This is a genomic window from Rufibacter soli (genome assembly GCF_054781795.1).
Map to the genome: position 1 here is coordinate 2,611,313 of NZ_BAAGTS010000002.1, position 14,879 is coordinate 2,626,191.

The window sequence follows — 14,879 nt, forward strand, 5'->3', positions numbered from 1 at the left end:
ATCCTGCTGCCTATCAGAGGTTTAAATCAAAAAAAAGAGCCCTATCTCGTGACGAAGCAGGGCTTTAAAAGGGTTGCCAAACTTGGTCTATTTATTTTCTAGGTTTTAGGGCCACAAGGCCAGCAGGATTCTCCTACCAAATGGTTCTAAAAAGCATGCCATTATGGAATATCCTTACTTTTCACCTCCGCCAGGTTATCTCTTATATTCCAGTCAACCAGCAGGTGATTAGGATCAATGCCAGCCTGAGCAGGCTTGCCAGGCACCGTCACTGTGATGGTTTGTTGCTTGGAATCAATGTGGTGTTTCTGGAGGTAAAGCGGTTTGCCAAAGTCCTCTCCCGGCTTGAAGGGAGCGAACACCCCTACCTCTATCCACTCCTTGAGAGGAACCGCCTTTTCCAACCCCTTTTCACTTACGACTGTTTTAAGAGCCTGAATTTGAAGAGTCACTTGCCAGGTGCCGGCTTTGGTTTGCTTTGCAGTGGCCAGGTTTGTTTTAAGGTCCCAGAAGGTGTTGGCCTTAAAAAGGTCATGCAACAGGTATTGGAGCGAGTCTGGAGTAACCTCTTCCAATTCCTGGTAAAGGTCTAGGGAAGTGGCAAACGGCACCTTACCTGGGCGGTGGTTGGTTAATAGGTTCCGGAGCGCGCCGTTTACTTTGGCTTTCCCAATATACTCACTTACTGCATACAGTGCCATTGGACCTTTTCGGTAACTCTGGTACCAGTCGTCGGCTTGCAGCAGCGGTAAGGCCGCTTTGGTCTGCGGGTTCTCGTATTCCTCCATCAAAAAACGCAACAGCTTTTTCAAGTGCGCTTGGCCATATTTCTCCTCCAGCATGCCCATGGCCGAATACCACGCCAGGCTTTCGGAAATGAGCCCAGCACCCTCTACATAGGCTTGTTTGAGCTGGTTTCCCCACCACTGGTGCGCCACTTCGTGGGCCACTACGGCCGTTATTAGGTCAAAGCCCCGCTTGTCGGCTTCCGGGTTGAGGAGGAAAAAGCCCTCTTCTGCGGTTATGTTGATGGGCGCAGCGTGGTTCCCGAAACCGTACCCAGGATGGGCCACAAAGCGAAGCTGGCGGTGTGGGTACGGACCGAACTGCTTTGTGTAATAGTCCAGTGAAGCGATGGCGCTTTGGACCATCCGCGCTGGGTTCTCCTTAAGCCCTGGCGGATAGTACACCTGGACGGTCACCTCCTGCCCCGGGCCAGCCGATGGGTTTTGCCAATTCCCCTCCTTTACCGCATAGTTCCCCGAGAAGAACGCATATTCATTCCGAACGGGCGCATCTGAGGCGTACTGGAAGTAGCGGCGGCCGTCTTTGGTCCAGGTCCGGCGCAAGGTGCCGGGCGCTACCACCACTTGATTGGCCTCTGTCCCCACCACAGCCTCAAAGCTGATCTGCTCAGGAAACGGGGCATACCCACGGGCAGCTGCATCATAGAGTGAGGCGGTGGCGGGCCTCGGTGCCAAGCCGTATGCTTTTCGGGCGGCGGCCTCATCTAACTCCCGGTAGGGCTGATACCCGATGACAGGAAGCCACTCTAAATTGCGCAAGTAAATAATGTTTTCTCCTATCTCCGCATCGGATCCGTTATTGGCAAAGCCCTGCACTTTATAATTTACCTGAAAGCTCAGGCGCAGCGAATCACCAAGAGCAAGGGGCTGACCTAGGGCGTAAATCCTGAAGCCGTTTTTCTCGTCTACCAGCACTTCCTTGGCTTGCCTTCCAAAGGTTATTGCGTTTGTTTCTACATCCGCTCCCACAGCCAGAAAAATCGTGTCAATAGGGACTTGGCTTTTGTTCACCAACTGGTACTTGCCCTTTAGCTCTACCCTCTGTTGGGAAGGGTATAGCTCCACCTGCAGGTTTACGCCGGTCAGCTGGGGTTGGGGCTTGTTTTGGTATTGTTTATAACGCTGCTCGTAGTCAGCCCGCTGCGATGCTGAGGCCGAGGAATTGATATAGTCGTGCAGCACGTTGGTGTTATAGATGACAAAGCCGCCCAACAGGAGAATGCCTCCTGCCGCTACGGCCATCGCTACCGCCGTGGTGCGGGTAAAGCGCTGGCGGGCCAACTGGAGCCTTGCCTTGACACTTACCTCGCGGCCGCGCACCCAAAGGAGCTTTGCCCCTACCGCCAGCAGCAGCGCCCAGGCTACCCAGTAGGCTTTAAACCACAGCCACGGCGCCACCGAATTGGCAAAGCCACCCATAGTAGTGTAGCTCCACTTCGGGCTTGCCCCGAAAATAAGAAGCTTGTGCTCTAGCCCCAGTTTAGAGGCAAACATGAGGCAGCCAAAAACCAGCAGCGCCACTAAATGCCCCAGGTACTTTTGGTTCACCACCACGTGCACCACCAGTACTAGCAGGGCAAAGAGCAGGCATTCCACCAACTGAAACCCGAAGAGCGCTTTCAGGTTCAATCCTACCTCCACCGCAGCTCCGCCTATGGCAATCTGGGCCATTATTCCAGAAATCAACAGAAAGAGTAGGCCACTAAAAAGCAGGAGGCCGACCGCTAGAAACTTGCTCAGGAAAAGCACCCATTCCGGTACCGGGGTCGGGTTTGAGAGTTCATGCAGGCCGCTTTCCCTTTCGCGCCAGACCAGCTCCCCGGCGTAGAAAATAGTGAGCAGGAAAATCAGGATCCAGAACTTTCCGGGCTGGGTGAACGGGGCAGTAAGAATCGTTAAAAGTTGGTCGGTGCTGGCCAACAGGGGAACGCCTTTGCCTTTTAAATTCCCAGGCATCGCCGCCCCTACCACTACGGCAATTAGAAACAACAGCGGAAGCCCCGTCAATTTTTTTGCCTGCGCCCAGAATGAGGTGGTGGTGATAAGCTTTACCTGCTGCAGCTGGGTAGCAAAGCCGAAGGTTCCTCGCACGCGCGGCAACGGTTCGGTTATCTCCCATTTCAGCCAGGCCCGGGCTGACGTTCCTGTTTCTGGCCAATGGGTTGTTTTGCGTTTTAAGCCTGTTTTTGGCAAAACGAAGCTAAAACGGAAATACGTAAGCGCCAGCATGCCCAGCGCAATACATACCCATAAAATCCGGCTCACCAGAAACACCCCTTCCGGCAAAAGCAGGCGCGTATTCATCTCTATAGGACTCCATTCACTGCTATAGTGGCTCATGACGGGCGTGAATCCCATGGGGTCTACCAAGGTCCCCAGCCCCCATGGCCTCAGGGCCGCATCCAGCACCTGCCCTACCAGGTAAGCCATCACAAAAAGGATAACACCCCCCAGATAGCTGGCCATGGGGGTGCGCGAAAGCGCCGCCAGGGAGAACTGGATAGCCGTGGCGATAAGAGCGTTCGGTAACACCAGAAAGAAATAGGAACTCAGGTAAGATGAAGCCCTGAACGGACCCAAAATCTCAGCCTCCACCCCCGTGAACTGCATGGTGAGCAGGATACTAACCGGGATGGCAAATAAGATGAGCACATTAAGCAGGAGGGCCGCCAGGAACCGCCCGCCTAAATACTCCGCTTTGCTGGCCGGTGCCGTGTACATGAGGGAGAACATGCGCGTCTGCACGTCCCTTGCCGCGGCGTCGCCGGCTACGGCCCCGCCCATCAATAGCCAGAAAACACAGCATAACACGGTAACTACCGAAATAATGACGGGCGCATTGAGCTGGACGTACCCTTCCCGCGCATCATGAATAAAATTGCCCACAATGAACAGGAAAGCAAGCACGAACACCACCGTAAAGTACACCCACGTGGTTACCTGACGGAGTTGGTAGGTGAGCTCCAACTGGAAAATCTTCTGGAACTTCATAACTGTATCTCCTCCGCTTTCGGCTGCTGATTGGGTTGTCCGTAGCAACCCGTCATGGTGCTGAAATAGACATCCTCCAGGTCGGGGGCCACCTGTTCAAAACCGGGGCCGGGGTCTCCGTGACTATAAATGTGCACCACGCTGCGCCCGCCCAGGAGCTTGGCGGAAATGACCTGGTGCTCTTGCTCTATCTCCGGCAGCTTGTTTTTCTCTATCAGGGTTCGCCATACCTTCCCCTGGAGGGCGGCCACGGCTTGCTGCGTTTGGGCTTCCAGTAGAATCTGTCCCTTGTCAATGATAGCCAGGTTAGTGCACAGTTCAGACACATCTTCCACAATGTGGGTAGAGAGAATCACCACGCTGTTCTCCCCCAGTTCGCTTAGCAGGTTCAGGAAACGCACGCGCTCAGCGGGATCCAGTCCGGCAGTGGGTTCATCTACGATCAACAGCTTGGGATTGCCCAGCAGCGCCACTGCTACGCCAAAGCGTTGCCGCATGCCCCCCGAGTAGCCGCCCAGTTTCTGTTTGCGCTTGTCCCAAAGGTTAGTTTGCCGCAGCAAGGCTTCGATTACCTCGTTGCGCGCCGCGCGATTGGTAATGCCTTTGAGCACCGCAAAATAATCCAGCAGTTCCTGGGCCGTCGCTTTGGGGTACACCCCGAATTCCTGGGGCAGGTAGCCCAGCGTTTGGCGCACCTCCTCCTTCTGGTTCACCACATCCAGGTTCCCCAAAAAGATCTGGCCCTGGTCTGGCTCCTGCAGCGTGGCCAAAGTGCGCATGAGCGTAGATTTACCTGCCCCGTTGGGTCCCAACAAGCCGTACATGCCGGGCGGAATGGTTAATGTCACGTTATCCAAAGCCTGCACTCCGTTGGCATAGGTCTTAGAAACGTTGCGGATCACGAGGCTATCGTGGTGGTTTTGCATGTTTTCCATTTTTGTGGCTGTGAAGGTTATTAGAGGCCGTTCTATTCTTTGCTTTCTGTTTTAAGCCTGTTTTTGCAAAAAAGGGCTTAAAACAGATAAGGACCATACCTCAACTTACCTGTCCTCTTTAAAGGATATATAGGTTAAGGTATCACGGTATTGTCATTCCTTTGACGGAATAAAGAGAGTTATGACTTTCCCTTACCCGCTCCTCTTCAGTATAAAAGAACCACCTTCTTCACAAAGCGCAAAAACCAATATACCGTCGTTACAAAGCAATCTACGAAGGGCTGGATTTCATCTGTGAATGCGCTGGCAGGCTAGACTTTGTATTTCGTAGAGTAAGGAAAGGAGCTGGTCGAGTAGCCATGCTGGTGCTGTTGGGAAATGGTATCTTTGTTCTATGCAGAAAGTCAAAAATATCTTCTGGCTGATTCACCTCATCGTCTGGGTCCTATTCGCCTTTTTGGTGAGCCTGCAACTATACACCGATGACCATAAGTACTGGGTGCCCTTCACCATTGGGTTTATCCTGACGGCTTTGCTGGTGTTTTACACCCACTTCTTTCTTCTTACCCAATATTTAGGGAAGAACCAGAGGAGGGCCTATTTTTTTAGACTGGCGGCAATTGCCTTCATGGGTCCTCTGCCCTTCATAATTTTACACCCTAATAGACCAGATAGCTGGAACCTTATCTTAGGGTACTATCCCATGGTTATGCTCACCATTGTGCCCATTTTTCTCTTCCTCAGCTGGTTGGCCAGGGTAACAGAAAATCTGGTCCTCAACACCATCAAGAAAGAACAACTGGAGAAACAGGCCGTGGAGGCCGAACTGCATTACCTGAAATCCCAGATCAACCCGCATTTTCTGTTTAATACCTTAAACAACATCCACACGCTGGTCTATAAACAGGCCCCGGCCGCCCCGCAAGCCGTCATGCAACTGTCCTCGCTTATGCGGTATATGATTTATGAGTCTAACGCGCCCACTGTGCCGCTGACGCGGGAGATAAAGTATCTCCAAGACTATATAGGATTGCAGCAGTTGCGGTATAAAAACTCTCCTGTGGTAGACCTTACCATAGAGGGCGCCCCAGAAACCTGCCAGATAGCCCCGCTCCTGTTCATTCACCTGCTGGAAAATGCCTACAAACACAGCCCTGCCCGGTTGGAGCCCGATGCTATAAAAGTATGGGTGGAAATAAAGGCAGATTCACTCCATTTCCGTATTCAAAACCCCGTGGGCGGCAAACAGCAAAATTCCCTGGAAGAACCCGGCGGGATAGGGCTGCCAAATGTTAAAAAGAGACTAGCTTTACTGTACCCCAACCAGCATAGCCTGGAGATTCAAAACTCAGGCGAAACCTTTACGGTCAGTTTAGAAATTACCGGAACCCACGCGCACATCCATGAAAGAGAAACTCACCTGCTACATCATTGATGACGAGCCTTTGGCCCAGGAGATTCTGGAGGCGTACGTGGCCAAAGTCCCTTTCCTGGAATTGAAAGGCACCTTTATGAGCCCCCTGGAGGCCGCGGAAAATCTAAAGACCGACAAACCTGATCTGCTTTTCCTGGACATTAACATGCCAGACCTGGACGGGCTCAGCTTCATTCCTATGCTGAATCCTAAACCCATGATTATTCTCACCACGGCCTACGACCAGTATGCGCTCAAAGCCTTTGACCTGGAAGTGAAAGACTACCTGGTCAAGCCCTTCCCTTTTGAACGGTTCTACCAAGGGGTACTGCGGGTTTACCAGGAACACAGCGCCAAACAGCCAATTGAAAAGAAGGAAGTACAAGCCGAGCTCAGAAATGAGCAGGAGTATATCTTCCTGAAAGTGGGCCACCGCATCCAGAAAGTGGCTATCCGTGATATTTTGTTTATTGAAGGAATGAAAGATTACCTGCAGGTGCATACCACCCGCGAAAAGATCATGACCCTTACCAACTTCGCCAAACTGGAAGAGGTGCTCCCCGCCCGTCACTTTGCCCGTGTGCACCGCTCCTTTATGGTAGCCATTGACAAAATTGACCATATTGAAAAGAACAGGATCACCATTGCAGGCCAGATACTTCCTATCAGTGATACGTATGCCGAGGCTTTCTATAAAATGCTGAAGGGACTGTTATAACTGCGGATTTCAAATAAGGAATTTTCTAGAAACCAGGTTTCTTCCGCAACCTGGAAGGTCCAATAAGGCTTTTCCCTTTTTTGACTGTAAGAACAAATTGCCCCTTCCTGGCAGGCTGGCCGGTCAAGTCCTTACTCTTGCCTACTTCAAAGTATTCCTTAAGCAGTATAGCATTTGCAAGAAAGTATGTTCCTCTGAAAATAAAAATTCCAGTTTTAGGCCTCTTTTTTCAAAAACGAGCCTAAAACAGAAAACTAACCAAAAGCTAGGTTATTACTTTTTAAATAGGCTTCTGATTAATAAGTGATTTCATTTTGGTAAAACCCTTTAGTACAATGGGTTAAGTTTCCCCAGGTCCAATAGCCTTACGTTTACCAATTGCTTTTCCAACCTTAATCCCAAAATCCAATCCGCACTTTTGAAGATTTATAAGTCAGCAATGCTGGTTTATGGAGGTTTTCGCAGAGAAAGCAATGATGGCCTCTAATAGTCTTACTCACATTAGGAACTGCAAAAAACGAAGCCATTTCCCGGCAGGATTTTACTCCTACATTACCATAAAATATTTACTCTATCCATAAAAAAAAAGGAAGCCAATTTCCTACATTTGAAAGATTGACTCTTCCCTTTCTGGCAAACCAAATCCTACCAGCGTCTTTTATGAAAAGAATTTACCTTTTATTGATTCTCTTGATGTGCGTGGCAACCGCGAAGGCCCAGGATCCTTCCAAAAATTCAAACCTTCGGGTTTTTGTAGACTGCCAGGCTTACTGTGACCAGGATTATATAAAAAGGGAAATTACTTATGTAGATTATGTCAATGACCGGTTCCAGTCTAATGTGTACGTCTTAATCACAGCGCAAAGTACGGGTAGCGGTGGAAGGGAGTATAAACTCCAGTTTTCTGGGCAAGGCCGGTTTTTGGGCATGACAGACACGCTCTCCTACATCAGGCCGGCCACGGCCACAGATGATGAGGACCGAAAACAGGCCGTGGAGAAAATAAAGCTGGGGCTACTACCTTTTATCTTGAAAACAGACAAAGCCAAAGACCTGGTCATATCCTTTAAAGGCGAGGAAGCCACCGGCGCAGCCTCGGCCACCACGCCCTCAGATGACCCCTGGAATTTCTGGGTGTTCAACGTTAACCTTAGGGGCTATTTCTCTGGAGACAAGAACTATTCCAACAGCAATTTGAACGGGAGCCTATCTGCGGGCCGGGTAACAGACAAGTTGAAAACCAATTTCTCTGTAAGCGCAGACCAAAGCAAGAACCGGTATGGCGAAGGAGAGAATGAATTCAAGTTCTCTAACCGCAGCTACGATTTTAACAACCTAACCGTCTGGTCTCTCACCGATCATCTTTCCGCGGGCGGCTACCTAAGCGCCCAGCGGGCCGACTATTCCAACTATGACCTCACGCTGGCGGCCTCCCCAGCCCTGGAGTACAATTTCTTCCCCTACAAAAAGTCTAACAACAGCTTTGTGGGCCTCATGTACAAAGCCGGCCCCCGGTACTTCAATTACAAAGCGGAAACCATCTATTTCAAGATGAAAGAACTGCGGTTTCAGCAGACTTTGTCCCTTGATCTTAGCTTTAACCAGAAATGGGGCCAGATCAGCGGTTCCACTTCGTACAGCCAGTATTTCCATGATTTCGCCAAAGACCGCCTTTCTTTTTCGGGCTACGCCGATATCCGGATCTTCAAAGGGTTTTCGGTGAACGTGGGCGGGTATTACGCTTACCAACGCGACCAGCTCAACATCATCAAAGGTGATGTATCTGAAGAGGACCTCTTCACCAGGCGGAGGCAGCTTAACTCCAATTATGATTTCTTCTTCAACTTCGGGATCAGGTACCGGTTTGGCTCTATCTTCAACAATGTGGTAAACCCCAGGTTCCAGGGCGGCGGCGGGTCTGTCTTCTATTTCTAAGGGACCGGTTTTCAAAAATAAAAAGTGTAAGAGCATTCCTTGGGGTTGCCTTTTTGGATAGCAAACGTTTGGGCAACCACATGTAATTGTCCGTTCCTGGTTAGGCAGCGCAGTTTCCTATTTATATAAGTTTCTGCTGGTCTAACTGTAAACTTTTCCCCTCATCCTACCCTTCTCCCTCAAGGAGAAGGAACCTCGGCATTGCGTTTTGAGCACGTTTTTCAAAAAATGGCTTTAAAACGCAATTCAGCAGTCCGTAGCAATTCAATTATTCTGCATGCTCTTAGGACTGAACGGGAAGGCTGAAAACTCCTTCATAAAAGTGACTAAACCTACTGATTTACCCCAGCAAAAAAACCGTCAAGGTTCTGGGTCCGTGGGCACCTAATACCAGAGATTGTTCAATGTCAGCGGTTTTGGAAGGGCCGGCAATGAAGACGCCATAGCCGTAATCAGCATTGCCAATCTGGGTGTAGGCCTCGTGCATTAAAGGCACAATGCTATTTTTTGGCAGGACAATGGCCAAGTGTTGACAAATGAAGGGTACCACGCGCACGCCCAGCAATTCCTCGGTTACCCAAGCGCCGCCGTTTTCCGCTACTCCAAAATGGGCTTTCACTATAGCCAGGTCTACGTTCTCCAGTTGGTGCCGGTCCTGGTCCTGCAGAAGGGTAGCATCTGCATAAGAAGCTAATTCTGGCACCTGAGAGATGATACGGTGGTTCGGCTTGAAATCCTGGGACAGGAGCTCTTGCACTTCGTCAAAATCCTTTACCTGAAACACGCGGCTTCCAATACTTACTGCCACCTGCATAAACTTTTCTACCAGGTCTTCTGCCTCCAACCCGAAGGCGGGAACCTCTGGCATGGGGGTTAGAGCGGGTTGGTTATGGGCCACGGCGGCCAGTATTTGTTCTCTGCTACTCATTTTGGGTGCGGTTTTGGCGGTACCATTCCCCAAAAGACTGTTTGGGCGGTTGGGGCATTTCGCGCTGCTTGTACCACGGGTTAAAGGAATTACTCACCAGAAACGGAACGGTTTTCATAAACCACCTGCCGGCCTTGCCAGAGAGTTTAAATGTTTTGGGAGAGGAAAGCACTGTGGCCATGGCTTTCATGCTGGCCGCTTTCTGCGGGGTCACGTAGCCTTCTTTCACCACCACTTGCCGCCATTTGTACAACTGGTTATGAATGTCAATCTTGACCGGACACACGTTGGTGCAGGAGCCGCACAAAGTAGAGGCGAACGGCAGATCAGCATGTTTCTTCATGTCCAGGTTGGGGGCCAGAATAGAGCCTATGGGTCCAGCCACTGCGCTCTGGTAACTGTGCCCGCCGCTGCGGCGGTACACGGGGCAAGTGTTCATGCAGGCCCCGCACCTAATGCACTTCAAAGAGTTCCGGAAATCTTCTCTCCCTAATTGTACACTACGGCCGTTGTCTACCAGCACTATATGCAGCTCATGGCCGGGCCGAGGCCTTTTGAAATGGCTGGAATAGGTGGTGATGGGCTGGCCGGTAGCGCTTCTGGTCAATAACCGCAGGAAAACACCCAGATGCTCGCGCCTGGGAATCAATTTCTCAATGCCCATGCTGGCAATGTGCACGTCAGCCAGGTGCGCGCCCATGTCGGCGTTGCCCTCGTTGGTGCAAACCACAAACTCACCGGTTTCGGCTATGGCAAAGTTCACGCCGGTTAAGGCCGCCCGACGGGTCAAAAAGGTTTCCCTTAAATGTTGCCGGGCGGTCTCGGTGAGGATCTGCGGGTCAGACATGCCGGCTTCCGTACCCAAGTGCTCATGGAAGATATCGCCTATTTCCTCCTTTTTCAGGTGAATACAGGGAAGTACAATATGGCTGGGCGGTTCCTTGGCCAGCTGCACAATGCGCTCCCCCAAATCTGAGTCAATCACCTCTATGCCTTGCTCCTCTAGGTAATCGTTCAGATGGCATTCCTCGGTGAGCATAGACTTGCTTTTGACCATGCGGTTCACGCCGTGTTTCTGCAAAATGGAATGCACAATCTGGTTATGCTCCCGCGCGTCTGCCGCCCAGTGCACAATCACGCCATTGGCTTGCGCCTGGACCTCAAATTGGGTAAGGTACTGGCTAAGGTTAGAAAGTGTATGGAATTTGATTTGCGAGGCGGTCTCCCGAAGTAATTCCCAGTCTGGGATGGCAAAGGCGGCACGATCCCGCTTTTCTCTTATAAACCAGAGTGTCATATCGTGCCAGTCTACCCGGGGCTCGTCTTGGTTGAACACATCGGCTAAAGCCGAATGGTCTTTAGTAGGGGCTACTTTCATGCGGGCACCTGCGCGTTTAAGATTTCGGCAATGTGCATCACCTTCACGGGGCTTTTCTGTCTTCTCAAGATTCCCTCCAGATGCATCAGGCAGCTCATGTCGGCGCCGGTGATCACCTCAGCACCATTTTGGAGATGGTCGGTGACGCGGTCTTTGCCCATTTTCACAGAAACTGCCTCTTCGGTCACGCAGAAGGTGCCGCCAAAGCCGCAGCACTCGTCTTTTCTGGTAAGAGAGATCAGTTCCAAGTCCTGTACCATGTTAAGCAGCTTTTCGGGTTTAGAGAAAGGCGGTGCCACCAACTCTGACATTTGGGCCAGGCCCAACCCACGTTGGCCATGGCAACTCTGGTGCAGCCCTACTTTGTAAGGAAACCTGCCAGAAAGAGATTCTATTTTCAGGACATCCGTCAGGAATTCCACCAGTTCATATACCTTGCCCCTAATGGCCTGGGCCTGGTCTTCTTTCGTCTCTGAATGCAGATGGTCTTTCACGTGCAGCACGCAGCTGCCCGAAGGTGACACGATATAGTCAAACCCGGTGAAATTCTGGATAAAAAGGTCGTTGCAGTCTTTGGTGAGGTGCTCAAAGCCCGAGTTGGCCATGGGTTGGCCGCAGCAGGTTTGGCGTACAGGATAGACCACGGTCACCCCTGCTTTCTCCAACAGTTCTAACGTGGCCACGGCCGCGTTGGGGTAAAACTGGTCTACATAGCAAGGGATAAAAAGCCCTACGGTCATAAGTTAAGCCTCTTGGTGCGCGATGGCGTAATACTTTAGTTCAATAATATCGTTGGGCAAGGGCTTGGTGTTCCAGTGCTGATGAATGGCCAAGGCCGTACCAATGGCCGTAGCCTGCGCCATGGAAGCAGCATATACTTCCTTATCTGGGAAAGCAGCCGCCAACAGGTTCATATAGATGGCGTTCTTGCTGAAGCCGCCGTCCACGAAAATCCTCTTCACCCCCGTTCCTTCCAATACTAATCTGGAAGAGGCCACCTGCTGGGCCACCAGATCCATAATCAACTGATGGTAGGCCTCAATACCCGTAGCAAAAGAGGTCAGTTCCCGCTCCGCGAAGCCGGAGGTGGGCAAGGCTTTGCCGTCTGATAAGGTGGTGGCGCTGGGTTCTTGCTCGGCTGTTAATTTCTGGACAATATCTGCCTCATAGGCCACGGTCTTAAATACCCCCGCGCTCATGTTAAAATGGGTAGCAATGCGCTTTACCTGCTGCTCGTGTTCATAGCCGCCAAAGAACCTGGAAGCCTTCACGGGCTTGCCCTTGTATTGCAGGTAGCACAGGCAATCCTGTTTCAGCTCTTCACCAGTAAGTGGGGCGGCGTTGAAGGGGTTGAGCGTAATGCACCAGGTGCCGGTAGAGATAAGCGCGAAGGGCTCATGGAAATTGACCAGGTACGGAATCAAAGCCGCCGAGCTGTCATGCAGGCCAATGCCCACTTTATAGCTGTTTCCTGGAAAGCAGGCCGGAAGCACTTCATCCGCGCTTTTAAGGGGCGCCAATTTCTCCTTAATGCCTTCCTTTTTCACCCAGTCATGGTAATCGCCTTTGGCGAAATCCCAGAGGTTGGTGTGGCAGCCAATGCTGGTAATATCCGTAAAAAACTCCCCCGAGATGAGGTAGCTTAGGTACTGCGGCAGGTGCAGCGCATGTTTCATTTTCTGGAACACCGCTGGCTGCTCATGCTTAATCCGGTACAGCTGCATTCCCGAGTTCAGGCTGCCCAACACCGGCGAAGCAGTGGTTTTGGAGAATGCCTCCTCGCCGCCATACGTGGCATAGAACTGCTGTTGCAGGGCCTCTGGGTAGGGCTTTAGGTAATTGTAAAGTGGGGTCAACGGTTTGCCGTCCTCGTCCAAGTACACAAAGCTGGCCCCGTAGGTGGAGAAGTTGATGGCCTTTATCTCAAACTCCGTGCGCTTAAAAACATCGCGCAGCGAATCAAACACCGATAACCGCAGGCTTTCCAGGTTCTCGCAGGGCTCGCCGTCTTCGTCTACCGTTTCCAGAAACCGCGCCGACCGTTCGTACACTATTTTGTAGTGCTCGTCAAAGAGGAACAGTTTCTTGTTGGTCTTGCCTACGTCAAAAATGGCGACTACGGGAATTTTCTGCATGCCTGGCTGCTGAATGAACGATTGAGAGATTGAGTGAATGAGAGAAGAAAAGTGAAATACTCACTTCTTTCTCTCATTGCTTCTACATATTATTTCTAGCAGATAGAGCCTTATAAACCAGAAGAAACGGTTTTCAACCCTCTTTCCTGAATCAGGTTCTCGCGCACTTTCAGTTGGCGGTACAGTTGCAGGGCGTTGGCGGCCCCACCGGCGCGTACCTGTGCCTCGGCCACCAGTGCTCGAACATCCGTGCGGAAGGCATCTTGCAGGATTTCCTGGGCCCGGGCTACGTCATTATTTTGCTGGGCCTCCACCAGAGACGTTCTGTCTACCAGCAAGGCCTGCGCATAGGCAATCATAATGGCCTGCACTGACTGCAACAAATCTTCCAGCGGGTCTTTCAGGTTATGGGAGGCGTCAATCATCCAGCCCAGATCAGTGGCGTGGTTCATGCCGCGGGCGTCCATGCCTTCTACCAGTTCATTGAAGATCAGGAACAACTGGTAGGGCTTGATGCTGCCGGCCGTGAGGTCATCATCTGAGTATTTGGAGTCATTAAAGTGGAAACCGCCCAGCTTGCCTTCCATTAACAGCAAAGACACAATCTGCTCTATGTTGGCATTGGGCAGGTGATGGCCCAGGTCTACCAGGGTGTAGGCTTTGTCGCCGAGCTTGTTAGCCAGCAGCAAGGATTGTCCCCAGTCGCCTATGGTGGTGGAGTAGAAGTTGGGCTCAAAGGCTTTGTACTCCACGTACATTTTCCAGTGATCGGGCATGGCCGCATACACTTCCTGCAAAGACTCCAGGGTGTTCTGGAATGCCTTTCTAAAGTTCAACTGGCCCGGGAAACTGGAACCATCGGCCAGCCAAACGGTCAGGGACTCTGAACCCAGCGCGATGCCATGTTTGATCACCTCAATGTTGTGGTCAATGGCCTGCTGGCGCACGGCTTTGTCTACGTGTTGCATAGAGCCAAACTTGTAGCTCTTAGCCTGGTTGGGCTGGTCCTGGAAGGTGTTGGAGTTAACGGCGTCAAACTTGAGGCCGTACTGCGCGGTCAGGGTTTTGGTGGCCTGGTAATCCTGGGGAATGTCCCAGGGAATGTGCAAGGAAATAGCGCCACTGGAGCGATTCAAAGAATGCAGCAAACCCACATCCTCTATCTTTTCCTCCAGGCTGCGGGGCTCGCCGCCACCCGAGAAACGGCCAAAGCGGGTTCCGCCAGTGCCCAGCGCCCAGGACGGAATGGCAATCTGGAAATCCACCAGTTTCTGCAGCACCTCTTCCACGTTGGAAAGGCCCTCGGCCAGAAACTCAAACTTACGGGTATGCTCTGCCTGCTGGGCGTAGTTGAATTCGTCTATCTTGTATTTCTCTAATTGCATGGCGTTGTTTGTTAGTACCTTCCTCCTTCCCGGGTCAAGGCAAAGAAAGAATTATGTCAGAAGCGTTTTGGGCACGTTTTTAGAAAAACAGGCCTAAAACCCGGAATAGATCCTTTAAAAAATGGTGCCCTCTCCTGCCCTTTCAACAAGGATGTGAAGTACCAAACCTAACCACCCGCCAAAAGAAATGCATTGGTGGCAGGGTCAAAAAAATTCCTGTTTTGGGGCCGTTTTTCAAAAAACGGCCCCAAAAC

10 protein-coding genes are annotated in these 14,879 nt (G+C 51.3%); 3 read left to right on the forward strand and 7 right to left on the reverse strand.

The window, feature by feature from the left end; translation table 11 throughout:
• Window positions 1-161: 161 nt before the first annotated feature.
• On the reverse strand, window positions 162-3,797 hold the full coding sequence (locus ACYVJQ_RS12855; RefSeq protein ID WP_460893483.1) for a M1 family aminopeptidase: 3,636 nt from the start codon (window positions 3,795-3,797) through the stop codon (window positions 162-164).
• Window positions 3,794-4,723, reverse strand: a complete 930-nt coding sequence (locus tag ACYVJQ_RS12860; RefSeq protein WP_460893597.1) for an ABC transporter ATP-binding protein — start codon at window positions 4,721-4,723, stop codon at window positions 3,794-3,796. Before ACYVJQ_RS12860 ends, ACYVJQ_RS12855 begins: the two co-directional genes overlap by 4 nt.
• Window positions 4,724-5,126: 403 nt before the next feature.
• Between ACYVJQ_RS12860 and ACYVJQ_RS12865 the strand changes: the two genes are divergently transcribed.
• The 3 genes from ACYVJQ_RS12865 to ACYVJQ_RS12875 all read left to right on the forward strand — a co-directional run bounded on the left by ACYVJQ_RS12865 (window position 5,127) and on the right by ACYVJQ_RS12875 (window position 8,799).
• Complete coding sequence (locus tag ACYVJQ_RS12865) at window positions 5,127-6,167, forward strand: sensor histidine kinase (protein WP_460893484.1); 1,041 nt, start codon at window positions 5,127-5,129, stop codon at window positions 6,165-6,167.
• Entirely contained in the window at window positions 6,136-6,864 is a 729-nt protein-coding gene (locus ACYVJQ_RS12870; protein WP_460893485.1) for a LytR/AlgR family response regulator transcription factor, read from the forward strand. The genes ACYVJQ_RS12865 and ACYVJQ_RS12870 overlap by 32 nt, the downstream gene beginning before the upstream one ends.
• A gap of 660 nt (window positions 6,865-7,524) precedes the next feature.
• A complete protein-coding gene (locus tag ACYVJQ_RS12875) occupies window positions 7,525-8,799 on the forward strand; it encodes a hypothetical protein (RefSeq protein WP_460893486.1) in 1,275 nt (424 codons plus the stop codon).
• Window positions 8,800-9,139: 340 nt separating this feature from the next.
• Here ACYVJQ_RS12875 and ACYVJQ_RS12880 read toward each other — a convergent pair whose 3' ends face one another.
• The 5 genes from ACYVJQ_RS12880 to ACYVJQ_RS12900 form a co-directional block, all read right to left on the reverse strand.
• Window positions 9,140-9,727 carry a LutC/YkgG family protein gene (locus ACYVJQ_RS12880; protein ID WP_460893487.1) on the reverse strand — a complete coding sequence of 196 codons (588 nt, stop codon included), beginning with the start codon at window positions 9,725-9,727 and terminating at the stop codon, window positions 9,140-9,142.
• The gene (locus ACYVJQ_RS12885; protein ID WP_460893488.1) at window positions 9,720-11,105 is read right to left on the reverse strand and encodes a lactate utilization protein B; all 1,386 of its coding nucleotides are present in this window, start codon (window positions 11,103-11,105) and stop codon (window positions 9,720-9,722) included. Before ACYVJQ_RS12885 ends, ACYVJQ_RS12880 begins: the two co-directional genes overlap by 8 nt.
• Entirely contained in the window at window positions 11,102-11,845 is a 744-nt protein-coding gene (locus ACYVJQ_RS12890) for a (Fe-S)-binding protein (RefSeq protein WP_460893489.1), read from the reverse strand. The genes ACYVJQ_RS12885 and ACYVJQ_RS12890 overlap by 4 nt, the downstream gene beginning before the upstream one ends.
• A 3-nt stretch (window positions 11,846-11,848) precedes the next feature.
• On the reverse strand, window positions 11,849-13,240 hold the full coding sequence (locus ACYVJQ_RS12895; protein WP_460893490.1) for an FGGY-family carbohydrate kinase: 1,392 nt from the start codon (window positions 13,238-13,240) through the stop codon (window positions 11,849-11,851).
• A gap of 110 nt (window positions 13,241-13,350) precedes the next feature.
• Complete coding sequence (locus ACYVJQ_RS12900) at window positions 13,351-14,625, reverse strand: sugar isomerase (RefSeq protein ID WP_460893491.1); 1,275 nt, start codon at window positions 14,623-14,625, stop codon at window positions 13,351-13,353.
• Between the last annotated feature and the right edge of the window lie 254 nt (window positions 14,626-14,879).